This is a genomic window from Pseudomonas sp. M30-35 (genome assembly GCF_002163625.1).
Classification (GTDB): domain Bacteria; phylum Pseudomonadota; class Gammaproteobacteria; order Pseudomonadales; family Pseudomonadaceae; genus Aquipseudomonas.
The window spans coordinates 2,370,920-2,383,361 of the sequence record NZ_CP020892.1 but is presented as its reverse complement, the minus strand read 5'-3'; the positions used below and the strand labels follow the sequence as shown (position 1 = coordinate 2,383,361).

At 53.5% G+C, this 12,442-nt stretch carries 9 protein-coding genes; 6 read left to right on the top strand and 3 right to left on the bottom strand.

What is annotated here, in order from left to right:
• The first annotated feature begins 180 nt into the window (after window positions 1-180).
• Together B9K09_RS11065 and B9K09_RS11060 are read left to right on the top strand one after the other, a co-directional pair.
• Window positions 181-1,824: a VRR-NUC domain-containing protein gene (locus tag B9K09_RS11065; RefSeq protein ID WP_087516856.1), complete on the top strand. Its 1,644-nt coding sequence runs from the start codon at window positions 181-183 to the stop codon at window positions 1,822-1,824.
• Window positions 1,821-4,145 (top strand): ATP-dependent DNA helicase, encoded by a 2,325-nt coding sequence (locus B9K09_RS11060; RefSeq protein WP_087516855.1) that lies wholly within the window; start codon window positions 1,821-1,823, stop codon window positions 4,143-4,145. The genes B9K09_RS11065 and B9K09_RS11060 overlap by 4 nt, the downstream gene beginning before the upstream one ends.
• Here the strand turns inward: B9K09_RS11060 and B9K09_RS11055 are convergent.
• Window positions 4,142-5,065, bottom strand: a complete 924-nt coding sequence (locus B9K09_RS11055; RefSeq protein ID WP_087516854.1) for a LysR family transcriptional regulator — start codon at window positions 5,063-5,065, stop codon at window positions 4,142-4,144. The genes B9K09_RS11060 and B9K09_RS11055 overlap by 4 nt on opposite strands.
• A gap of 176 nt (window positions 5,066-5,241) precedes the next feature.
• On the opposite strand from B9K09_RS11055, the gene B9K09_RS11050 reads away from it, so the two are divergent.
• A complete protein-coding gene (locus B9K09_RS11050) occupies window positions 5,242-6,432 on the top strand; it encodes an MFS transporter (protein ID WP_087516853.1) in 1,191 nt (396 codons plus the stop codon).
• A gap of 26 nt (window positions 6,433-6,458) precedes the next feature.
• Here B9K09_RS11050 and B9K09_RS11045 read toward each other — a convergent pair whose 3' ends face one another.
• Window positions 6,459-7,394, bottom strand: coding sequence for a LysR family transcriptional regulator (locus B9K09_RS11045; RefSeq protein ID WP_087516852.1), 936 nt, complete (start codon window positions 7,392-7,394; stop codon window positions 6,459-6,461).
• Window positions 7,395-7,540: 146 nt separating this feature from the next.
• Between B9K09_RS11045 and B9K09_RS11040 the strand changes: the two genes are divergently transcribed.
• Both B9K09_RS11040 and B9K09_RS11035 read left to right on the top strand, forming a co-directional pair.
• Window positions 7,541-8,602 carry an HlyD family secretion protein gene (locus tag B9K09_RS11040; protein WP_087516851.1) on the top strand — a complete coding sequence of 354 codons (1,062 nt, stop codon included), beginning with the start codon at window positions 7,541-7,543 and terminating at the stop codon, window positions 8,600-8,602.
• Complete coding sequence (locus tag B9K09_RS11035) at window positions 8,592-9,653, top strand: DUF2955 domain-containing protein (RefSeq protein ID WP_087516850.1); 1,062 nt, start codon at window positions 8,592-8,594, stop codon at window positions 9,651-9,653. Before B9K09_RS11040 ends, B9K09_RS11035 begins: the two co-directional genes overlap by 11 nt.
• A 143-nt stretch (window positions 9,654-9,796) precedes the next feature.
• On the opposite strand, the gene B9K09_RS11030 is transcribed toward B9K09_RS11035, so the two are convergent.
• Window positions 9,797-10,003 carry a hypothetical protein gene (locus B9K09_RS11030; RefSeq protein ID WP_087516849.1) on the bottom strand — a complete coding sequence of 69 codons (207 nt, stop codon included), beginning with the start codon at window positions 10,001-10,003 and terminating at the stop codon, window positions 9,797-9,799.
• A 321-nt stretch (window positions 10,004-10,324) separates the two neighbouring features.
• On the opposite strand from B9K09_RS11030, the gene B9K09_RS11025 reads away from it, so the two are divergent.
• Entirely contained in the window at window positions 10,325-12,436 is a 2,112-nt protein-coding gene (locus B9K09_RS11025) for a TonB-dependent siderophore receptor (RefSeq protein ID WP_087516848.1), read from the top strand.
• The last annotated feature ends 6 nt before the right edge of the window (window positions 12,437-12,442 follow it).

Here is a 12,442-nt window from a genome sequence, read left to right as displayed (position 1 = left end):
CGAACAGGTTGAACTTACAATCTGAGAGGTTCTGCGCAATAATACTGTATAAACGAACAGCCTAAGTTAAACTGATCGAAATTAACGCGAGCGAGCACGCATAATCCAAGCAAGGGTTAACGCGCCCTCCTCAGCCCACTGTGCATGGCTACTCATTCATGCAAGCAAACTGGCACGTCCATGCAGTCGCAACTCGATCCCCGATTCTATTACCTGTCTAACTTTCATCAGGCGCTGAGCTGGCTACAACAGCGCTATGCGGATCTGTTGGATGCGTCGGAGTCTCAGTTTATTGAGCAGTTCTTAGCCATGAACACTCAGTCGCAAGCCTTATTGGTGCGCATGATCATGCGCAAAGGCAGGCATTTCCGACTCGACAAACTGAGCTATGACGAGATCGATTGCAGCCGTTCGGCTGCCGAGCCACTGCTGGGCGCTGGCTGGATAGAACATGACGCTGCGCTCAGTCTGGACGAGTTGTTCAAGCTGCTGCGCAAGGATGAAATCCTCCAACATCTGGGCGACAACATCCCGCTTAAACGATCCATGAGCAAGACCCAGCTGTTTGAACTGCTTACGGATGAACAGCTTGAACCACGTGACTTTGCCACGTGGTGCCCTACCAGCGATGAGCAAATATTGTCGCTGACCATCGACAATATGTGTGAGCGCCTGCGCTTGATATTCTTCGGCAACCTGCGCCAGGAGTGGTCCGAATTTGTCCTCGCAGAGCTAGGTATCTTCCGTTACGAGCGGGTCGAGCTGACCGATGACTCACGAGCCTTTCGCCAACGCTCAGATATTGATTGCTACCTGCGATTGCAGGATTGTCGTGAGCAATTCGAGGCAGGTGAACCCATTGAGCACGTCCTGCAGCAGATGAGTTCTTTAGTCTGCGACAGTGCCTTTCTTGCGGCGCGGCGCCATAAGTTACTGTTCCGTATGGGCCAACAATTAGAGCGCGAAGCACAGCTAGAAAGCGCGCTGGCGTTCTATGCCGACTGTCGCTATGTCGGTGCTCGCTTACGAAAAATCCGGGTGCTGGAACGACTTGGGCTTCATCAGCAGGCTTATGACCTCAGCATCGAAGCCATGCAAGCACCGGAGAATGATGCTGAAGCGCAGGCAGCAGAGCGTGCTTTGACGCGTCTTGCTCGCCAGCTAGGCCGGCCATTACCAGGTAAAGCCAAGCCTGTCAGCCCTGCGCGGATTGATCTGGTTTTACCTAAACCTGAGTTTGAGCGTGTCGAGTTTGCAGTAGTTCAGCACCTGACTCAGCCTGACGCACCCGTGCATTACGTCGAAAACAGCCTGATCTGCAGCTTGTTCGGGCTGCTCTGCTGGCAAGCTATTTTCGCTCCGGTGCCGGGTGCGTTTTTCCATCCATTTCAGACTGGGCCGGTTGATCTGCTCAGTAGCGACTTTTATCCGCAGCGCAAGGCGTTATTCGCACACAGCCTTGAGCTGCTGGACTCGTCGGCTTACAAGGATGTGATCCGGCAAAACTACACCGACAAATTCGGCATTCAGTCGCCTTTCGTATTTTGGTCCGCACTTGATCAATCCCTATTGGAACAAGCCCTTGAATGCCTGCCTCCATCGCACCTTTTGGCCTGGTTCAAACGTTTGTTGATTGATATCAAGGCCAATCGTGCGGGCATGCCTGACTTGATCCAGTTCTGGCCTGCGCAACAGCGCTACCGCATGATTGAAGTCAAAGGCCCCGGCGACCGTTTACAAGACAACCAACGCCGCTGGCTGGCGTTTTGCGCCGAGCACGACATGCCAGTGGATGTCTGTTATGTGCAATGGGCTGACGCTTGAATTATCAGGTTGCTGTCCGCGCACTGTGCGAGTTCACGGCCAAGGTCGGTGATCTGGACTTGCGCTTTACGCCTTCACCCACCGCGCAAGAAGGTATGACCGGTCATGCAATTGTGCTTGCCAGGCGAGGCCCCGGTTATTGCCCAGAACTGACGCTGAGCGGCGAATACCACGGGTTATTGGTGCGTGGTCGCGCCGATGGTTACGACCCGGACCAGAACCTGCTTGAAGAAATCAAAACACACCGTGGCGATATCAGCCGTATTCCCGAGAACCACCGTTTACTGCATTGGGCTCAGGCAAAAGTTTATGGTTGGCTGCTGTGCGCCGAGCGCGAGCTGCCTGAAATCAACTTGGCAGTGGTTTATTTCAATGTACTGACTCAGCATGAGACGGCGTTTCACCTGACCGTCAGTGCAGAAGAGCTGCAGCAGTTTTTCAACCTGCAATGCAGCCGCTACATCCACTGGGCCGAATACGAGCGTGCTCATCGCCTGCGCCGCGATGAGTCTTTGCTGCGCCTGAAATTCCCCCATGCCGAATTTCGCAACGGCCAACGCCAACTGGCTAATACAGTTTATCGGGCCGCACGTGATGGCCACTGCTTAATGGCACAAGCAACCACTGGTATCGGCAAAACCCTTGGCACCTTGTTTCCGCAACTCAAGGCCTTTCCCGAGCAAAAGCTTGATCGCCTGTTCTTTGTTACCGCAAAAACACCGGGCAGGCGCCTGGCCCTGGATGCGCTGCATACCTTACGCAGCCAGGAAACCGCCATGCCGCTGCGCGTGCTTGAGCATGTTGCCCGAGATAAAGCCTGTGAACATCCAGACAAAGCCTGCCACGGCGACTCTTGCCCGTTGGCCAAAGGTTTTTATGATCGCCTGCCGGATGCGCGCAAAGCTGCGCTCGACAGCCAGTGGCTCAATCATCAGAACGTACGCAAAATTGCTCTGGAGCATCAGGTCTGCCCATATTACCTGAGTCAGGAATTGTGTCGATGGGCTGATGTTGTAGTCTGCGATTACAACTACTACTTTGACATGGGCGGCTTGCTGTATGGCCTGACCCTGCTCAACGAATGGCGCATTACACTGCTGGTTGATGAGGCGCACAACCTGATTGACCGCGCCCGAGGTATGTACACCGCAGAGCTCAACCAACAACGTTTTGAAGCCCTGCGGTTGATCGCGCCTAAGGTGATGAAGGCCCCGCTTGAGCGTATCAGCCGGCACTGGCGACAATTAGAACTTGAGCAACAGGTCGCGTATCAGGTCTATCCCACCGCGCCAGACTTGTTTGTGATGGCGTTGCAAAAAGCCGTCAGCACGCTAACCGATCACCTCAGTGAACAACCCGCCGGCAATGCCACAGAACTGCTGCATTTTTATTTGGATGCCATGTTGTTCTGCCGGCTGGCCGAAGCCTTTGGCCCACACTCTCTGTTCGATATCAGCCGCGATGACAGCTCTGGCAAATCAGTTTCGACCCTGTGTATTCGCAACATCGTCCCCGCGCCATTTCTGGCTCCACGCTTCGAGGATGCACACAGTTGCACCTTGTTTTCCGCAACATTGAGCCCGGCCAACTATTACGCTGACCTGCTCGGGCTGCCTGAAAAAACGCCATCGATTGATGTGGACTCACCGTTCAGCGCTGAGCAACTCCAGGTTCAAGCCGTCAGTAATTTGTCCACGCGCTTTGCCCACCGCGATTACTCACTGGGGCCGATCGCGGCACTGATCGCCCGCCAATACGCCGAAAAACCCGGCAACTATTTGGCCTTTTTCAGCAGTTACAGTTACCTCCAGGCTGCCGTCGATGAGTTGCGCCAAGCACATCCACATATCCCGGTCTGGCAGCAGTCCCGGAAAATGGATGAAAGCGAGCGTCAGGCGTTTCTTGATCGATTTACCAGCCACAGTCGTGGCGTCGGCTTTGCCGTCCTGGGTGGAGCATTTGGCGAGGGTATCGATTTGCCCGGCGACCAGTTGATTGGCGCATTTATCGCGACGTTGGGTTTGCCGCAAACCAACCCAGTCAATGAACAGGTAAAGCTGCGCATGGATGCGATGTTTGGTAGCAACAAGGGATACGGCTACACCTATCTTTATCCGGGCCTGCAAAAAGTCGTGCAGGCGGCTGGCCGGGTTATTCGCACGGTGCAGGATCAAGGCGTTGTGTATCTGATTGATGATCGTTTTAATCAGCCAGCCATACGCAAACTTCTACCTACGTGGTGGAAAGTTGACCGCTGCCGATTACCGCTCGACCCCCCCGCAGGACTGAAGACTAACATCGGGCCAAACGACTACAACTAACGCGCGCTGCCTGACGGCTCGAGTCTGGCGCTCAGGTACTCAAGAAGCGCATGCACCTTGGGCAGATTTTCACGACTTTTCAGCCACACCAGATTCATTGGCAAACCGTCCGTGGCCAGTTGCGGTAGCACTTCGACCAAGGTGCCAGCATCTAAGTGGCGCTGGGTTAACCACGTCGGTAACTGTGCAATACCGAGCCCGGCAAGCGCAGCCATCACCTCGCCTTCGCCATCACCGACAGCAATATGCGCACTCATCACCCGACGTTCCATATCGCCAGCCTGTCGTCCTTTGAAAAACCAAGGGCCGACCAAGCCATCGTTCTGCCCATACCCGACACACTGATGGTGCTGTAGATCCTGTGCAGACTGCGGTGTGCCGTGTGCCCTCAAATAGCTGGGTGATGCACAAAAGATCAGTCGTTGAGCGCCAAAAAAGCGATGCCCCAAATTTGCCGCCCATGCATCTGAGCCACCGATGCGTACGACAATATCGATGCCTTCCTGCGCCGGATCGACAAAGCGGTCGGAGAATGACACGTGCGGATGCAAGCCTGGATGCTGCTTAACGAAATCGAGGATCAAGGGCAATACATGCAAACGCCCGTAAGAAGCGGGTAAATCAATCCGTACCCTGCCCTGCGGTTTCAGATGCTCAGAGGTCAATGCCAACTCGACCTCTTCAAGATCAGTCAGCACTGCGATACAGGTGCGGTAGAACGTTTCTCCCGCTTCTGTCAGCGACAAACGCCGAATGGTGCGCTGGAACAGACGCACGCCGAGTCGTCCCTCAAGCCGCGCGACACTTTTACTCACCGCAGAACTACTTAGATTCAGACGCTCTGCCGCAGCAGTAAAGCTACCAAGATCAGCCACGCTGACAAACACATCGATGCCCTTAAGTCTTTCTGATGAAAACATTAACGTCTCGATTGATGAATTTAATTCAAAACACTTGGTAATTAACGCCTTAAATATACGCAAAATTCTCCAATAAGCTATATGGCTTCCGATAGAGGCATTGCCTGCATGCAGCGTTTAGCGCTTCAACAATGTTCAGCGTCTCTTTCCGTATCCCCCAGAGTTGGAGTTAGTTGATGCAGTCCTTAGCAGTGGCAGACGCCGCACAAACATCCGCAATCCCGTCGCGTACAGGCGTGCAAATCCTGATCATGGCGATTGCCGCCTTTATCATTGTCACCACCGAGTTTTTGATTGTCGGTTTACTCCCCTCATTGGCTAACGATCTGGATATATCCATCACTTTGGCCGGTCAGGTGGTCACACTGTTCGCCTTCACTGTGATGCTCTTCGGCCCAGTGTTAACGGCTAAATTAGCCCATGTTGAGCGCAAGAAACTATTCAGCATCATTCTGTTGGTGTTTGCCGCATCCAACGTGCTTGCAGCTGTGGCGATCAACATCTGGGTACTGGCCCTGGCCCGCTTTATTCCTGCGCTGGCCCTGCCGGTCTTTTGGGGCACTGCCAGTGAAACCGCTGGTCAATTAGCGGGGGCCGGCAAATCCGGCAAGGCTGTGGCTAAAGTTTACTTAGGGATTAGTGCAGCTTTGGTTTTCGGTGTGCCGTTGGGCACTGTGGCGGCAGATACTCTCGGTTGGCGCGGAAGTTTCTGGGTTCTTGCGGGTATTTGTTTGCTGGTCGCCGTGCTGATGCACCTGGTGATGCCGAAGCTACCCTCCTCGCCGGACAAACATCCGACTGAAAAACAAACTCAGATCCTGCGTAACCCGCGGTTCCTTGCTCACGTGCTGCTGTCCGTGCTGACATTTACCGCGATGTTTACCGCTTACACCTATCTGGCCGATGTTCTCCAACGTCTGGCTGGCGTACCTGCAAGTCAGGTGGGCTGGTGGCTGATGGGCTTCGGCGCTGTCGGCATGATCGGCAACTATTTGGGCGGTAGCTTGGTCGACCGCACGCCTCTTGGGGCTATGGTTTTGTTTCTGCTGCTACTGGGTGCAGGCATGCTCGTGGCGATAGCCTTTGCTGCTGAGTACTGGGTGCTGATTCTCGCCATGATTGCGTGGGGAATCGCCTACACCGCGTTGTTTCCGATATGTCAGGTTCGGGTAATGCAGGCAGGTGCAAAGGCTCAGGCGCTTGCTGCGACCCTGAATATATCTGCGGCAAATGCAGGCATCGGCTTCGGCGCCATTATCGGTGGGTTCGGTATTAGCCAGTTTGGCTTGCAGTCATTGGGCGTGATCGCAACGATAATCGCAGCCCTTGGTGTCGTCGTAGCACTGGTGATGATGCGCATCAAATAAATGCGCACCCACAAGGTGGTGGAGAACTACGCCCAATATTGAGGGTTTTCTACCACCGCTCGGTTATTGGCAAAGGCTACGGGTATTTCGTCTTTGAGAAACTCGACCCAGGTTCGCACTTTGGCATCGAGAAAACGCCGTGAGGGATACAGCGCGTACACGCCACGCTCATGCAACTGGTGCTCGACCAAAATGCGCACTAGCTTGCCCTGCTGAAAAGCTTTAGCGGCGACAAGATCCGGCAACAGACAGATGCCCAGCCCCGCTGCCGCCGTCTGCGCCATTGCCTCAGCAACATTGACCTGAAATGTTTCGCCGAGGCTGATAGCCCGCTCAACGCCGTTGTCATTGAAGGTCCAACTGTCGCCGAACACCGGATCAATCAAGCGTAAACAACGATGTTCAGCAAGGTCATCCAAGGACTTTGGAATGCCGTGTTGCTCAAGGTAAGACGGCGCCGCACAGACCACGCTGTAGTTACTTCCAAGCAACTGCGCCACCAGTTCAGAATCAGGCAACTCACGCGCCATGGTGAACACCACATCCTGGCCATCATCTATTAGATCCGGATGATGCTGGGAAAGGGTCATATCGATGTTCACGTCCGGGAATAGCTGGCAATAGCGCGCGGCTAGCGGCGCCAATAGCTGCGTGCCGAGCCCGGTGATTGAATGCACTTTGAGTCGCCCGCGTGGCTTTAAATGCGCGCCGCTGGCCTCGGCGTTGGCATCATCCATCTCGTTAAGTATCTGCCGGCAACGCTCAAGGTAGCGACTGCCTACTTCGGTCAAGTGCAAGCGCCGCGTAGTGCGTTGCAGCAAGCGTGCTTGCAGATGATTCTCAAGCTCAGAAACTAATCGCGATACCTGAGCGGTTGAGAGGTCGAGCGCCTGCGCTGCAGCGGTGAAGCTACCTGAATCGACCACCCGGGCAAACACACGCATTGCCTGAAAAACATCCATCACTATTACCTACTGCGTAATTGTGCTTTGCGCATTTCGCTTATTTTTACATGAAAACATAGGAAATATACTAGGTCATTTGCTCGGCAGGACCTCATCAGTCCCTGCGTCTGTGCCCCACCTTATTGGTTCTATCGAGGTTACGAATGACTCCAGATCAACGATTTGCCCGCTGGGTTCAAATCGCTATCGCGGCCTTGGCCTGCTGCTTTATTTACTTTCTGACCGCTGATCTGAGTATGCCTTTAACACCGCAAGCACAGCTTACCCGTTCAGTGCTGAAGATCGCTCCGCGCGTGTCCGGACAAGTCAGTGAGCTGGCAATTACCAACAACCAACATGTGCAACCGGGGCAGTTACTGTTTCGCCTTGATCCTCAACCCTTTGAACTTGCGGTTCAGCAGGCCAAGCTCGCCGTTGAGCAAGCACAGCAGGACAATATAGAGCTGGATGCACAGCTCAAGGCCGCACAGGCTGAAGTCAGTGCCGCCAAAGCCAAGTCGAGCGACCTGGCCGCGCAGGCCAAGCGCATGCGTAGCCTGATCGGTCGCCAGCTAGTCTCACGCCAGGTCTATGACACACTCGAAGCCCAGCGCCTTGCGGCTGTAGCTTCGGTCAGTGCGGCTCAAGCCAGATGCGTCGAACTGCAAGCGCGCCGCGGCACTAACGACCAGGATAATTTACGTGTCCGCCAAGCTCTTAATGCCCTGCACCGCGCTCGCTTAAACCTTGAATACACACAAGTGCGAGCAGAGCGCAGCGGCGTGATCAGCAACCTGCAATTGACCCCGGGAACCTACGTTGCCGCAGGAACGCCTGTGGCCGCAATGGTTGAGGACAGCGTGGACATAATTGCTGATTTCCGTGAAAAGGCACTGCGTTATGTAGACACACAAACACCGGCTATCGTGGTGTTCGACGCGCGTCCAGGCGAGCGCTTCACTGCAAAGGTCAGCCATTTTGATGCAGGTGTGCGCGAAGGTCAGATCGAAGCCAATGGCCAGTTGGCGGCGCCCGTACACTCAGAGCGCTGGGTGCGAGATGCGCAGCGCCAACGCGTGCATCTGCAGCTTGATGAAGGATTGCCTTTCACCTTACCCACCGGTGCCAAGGCCACGGTTCAGTTGATCCCGCTGGACAATGCTTTTGTCGCAGCCATCGCTGCACTGCAAATCCGCCTGATTAGCTGGCTGCATTATGTCTATTAATGCAGCGACTACGGGGTCACAGCTGAACGGCCATCGGCCGCTGAGCAATAATGATCTGCGCCAATGCCTGCGTATTGCCACAGGCGGAACTTTAGCCCTGCTGATGTGCAAATTGCTCAACCTGGAATATGGCTCGTTCTTCTGCGTTTACCCGATGCTGTTGCTGGGTTTGGTGCCCAGGCTCAACGCCCATCTACTTCGCCAGTTCTTCGCCCAAGGAATAGTCGTCAATCTCGAGGTCGCCGTGCTTTACGGCCTGTTCGGGGGCCGTCCCTTGCTTATGGTGCCGCTGGTATTTGCTCTGTTTTATTATCGGTTTGCGCTGATGACCAAAGGGCCGTTTTTTTTGTTTGGCGCACTCGGCGCTGTGTTTCTATCGATCCAACTAAATTTCGCCAGCTATCCGCAAACCGATGTTAACGACATGATCTGGTACAACAGCTGGGCAATTTGTCAGGCAGCTGCAATTGCCGGATTGATGTTTTATCTGTTTCCCGACACTGAGCCAAGAGCGCCGCGCCAAGTCGCTAGCAAAGACGTGCCGAGTCGCCGCCATGAAGCGCTGCTCGGTGCTACGGTCGCGACACTTTCTTTTATCGTGTTCCAAGGCCTCAATCTGCATGACTCGCTGTCCGCTCAAGTTGCCAGCATTCTGGTTTTATTTCCGATGCATTGGAAAGGCGTGCATTTTGCGGGGCGAGTGCGTGCTGTCGGCACATTATTGGGGTGTGCGATTGCCTTGCTGATCATGCTTCTGCTTTACAACCATTACGACGTTTTGCCACTGGTGGTGCTACTGGTATGGATTGCGGCAATGTTTTGCGCGCGCTGGCATATGCTCGAAAATGGTGTGCCGGGCATTGGCTTCGGCGCACTCACGACACTGGCAATTTTATTCGGCCAGTCGCTCACCCCTGATCACGACATCATGTATGCAACGCTGTACCGCTTAAGCTCAGTTTGCATTGCTGTGTTGCTGACCTTATTGACCGTGTTTGTCTTGCATCGACTGCTCAATCGCTTCGCTGCTACCCGCCACTTCAGCCATTAAGCAGTCGCTGGCACTCAACCTGATCGATCAGCCTTTACATCAGCATGTTTGTGGCAAAAAAAACCGCTCTAAATGAGCGGCCAAGGAAGACGTTGATAAAGGAGCGGAAGGATTAACTATCAACGTCTGGAGGTAACCAATTTTCAGCTGTCTTTAGTGGTATCAGACTGCTGTTTGCTGACCGCCCGGGAATGCTTGGCTAGCGCCTCGCGCTGGGCAGTGTCATTCGCTTGCTGCTGTACTTGTTCATTACGAGCAACAAAACTTGCAGATTCCTCTGCTTGGCTAAGCTGCGAGAAAAGCAGAGTAAATGCACATAACGTGCTGCCAAATATCAGATACGGTTTCATTTTTGACCCTCATACGATGATCCGTGTGAACATGCAGTCATTGTAATAAGCCGCTATAAAGCGAAAAACTAGCGATTCAGCAAATTACTATTACTCGGTACGCAACAATACTTTTCATCGCCATCTTTAGCCTGCTCTCCAACCTACTCTCCAGCTAAAACTGCAGCTTATTGAACCTTCCTTTTCCATCTAATTCTGGCTTTAGAGCCTGAGTTAGAGCGAACGCTTAACGCCATAGAAACATTTAGTAACGTCGAGCCAATGGTATGAATTTTAAAAGGTGACGTTATACTGTTACATCTTGCATAAGGATGAGATGTAATGGCGCGCAAAATTGCCTGTATGGCCGGGTTAACTATTGGATTGCTCAGCGATGCCAGCTTCGCTGAAGAAAAAAATGAAAGCCTGCAACTTGAGGCAATGACCATAACCTCTGAATTTGATTATGAATCAGCCACCGGTCCAGTTGAGGGCTACCAGGCGACCCGCTCTGCAAGTGCCACCAAAACCGATACCGCAATCAGGGATATTCCACAGTCCATTAGTGTGATTCCCAATACAGTGCTGCAAGACCTGAACACCTCAGATGTCGAACGCGCTCTGGATTTCGCCGGTGGCGTTTCTAAACAGAATGATTTTGGTGGCCTGACCTTATTCGAGTACAGCATTCGCGGCTTTGCGACATCCGAGTTCTACAAGGATGGCTTCAGTGCCAACCGTGGCTACCCCGCCACCCCGGATGCCGCCAATATCGAACGCATCGAGGTTCTCAAAGGCCCAGCGGCAAGTTTATATGGCCGTGGTGATCCGGGTGGCACAGTCAATATTGTCACTAAAAAACCTCAGGCTGAAGCGTTTACCAAGCTACAGACCAGTGCGGGCAGTTGGGATCAGTACCGTACGACTCTGGACGTCAACACACCGCTTGACCCACAAGGCGACCTGTTGTCGCGGGTCAATATCGCTGTCGAGGACAACAATAGCTTTCGTGATCATGTCGGCAGCGAGCGGGTGTTCATCGCGCCGTCATTCAGTTGGCAGATCGATCCAGATACGCAGCTTTTAGTCGAAACAGAATTCGTTCGTCACAGCTCAACCTTTGATCGCGGCATTGTTGTTCCGACAAGTAATAAAAGCCGTCTGTCACGTAGAACCTTCCTCGGTGAGCCGAATGATGGCGACGTCGACAATGACAACAATATGATTCAAGCGGCACTTGAGCATCACCTCGACGAGACCTGGTCTGTACGTTTGGCCAGTCATTACAAGCAAGGTGAACTGTCGGGGTTTGCCAGTGAAGCGCGTCCATTAAATGCTGACGGTCACACCGTCAACCGCCGCTACCGTGAGCGTGACAATAGTTGGCATGACAGCATCACCCAGCTGGAGCTGCGCGGTTTATTTGATATCGGCGACTGGCAGCATGAGCTGTTGATCGGCACTGAATACGAAAACTACCGTAAGAATGAACGTGTCACCACGATCGCTGGCGGACCTTATCCCATCGATATCTACAATCCGGTATACGGCCAACCCAAGCCCAACGGAACCCGCAGCGGGTCTGACTTTTACCAGCAGGTAAAAAGCCAGGCGCTGAATCTGCAAGATCAAATTGTTTTCAGTGAAAAACTTCGCGGCTTGATCGGTGCTCGCTTTGAACACGTCGAGCAACAAATCGACGACTACACAACTAACGCCACCAGTAAGCAGCGCCATGATGAAATGACTTACAGAACCGGCCTGCTTTATCAACTGACGCCTGCTGTAGGCGTATTTGCCAACGCATCCACCTCTTTCAAACCCAACAACGGTCTGGATGCTAGCGGCAAAGCGTTCGATCCAGAGGAAGGCATTGGTTATGAAGTAGGTTTCAAAACCGAGCTGTTCGATGAACGCCTTAGTGCAACCATCGCGGCATTTCATATTGAAAAGGAAAACGTTCTTGCGCTCGATCCCAGTACCGACTCGAGTCGAGCGATTGGTAAAGCGCGAAGCCAGGGGATGGACATCCAGCTCGCTGGCCAGTTAAGCGATGCCGTACGGGTGATTGGCGCATTCGCCTACATCGATGCAGAAGTCACCAAGGGTGATGCCAATATTCCAACCGGCAGCCCGCTGCTTGGCGTGGCAAAACGCAGTGGCAGTGTTCTGGCTGTGTATGAGTTTCAGGACGGCGTGTTGCGCGGCTCGGATATCGGTGCGGCTTACAGCTATGTCGGCGATCGTTCCGGCGAAGCAGGTAGCAACTTTGAGCTTGGCGCTTATCAAACCGTCGACTTGCTCGCGCATTACAAAGCCAGTGACAACCTCACCGTTGGCCTCAATCTCAATAATATTTTCGACGAAAACTACTACGAGCGCTCCTACAGCAGTTACTGGGTTGCTCCCGGTGCACCGCGCAATTTCAGCCTGAGCTTATCGCTTAACCTCTAACCATTT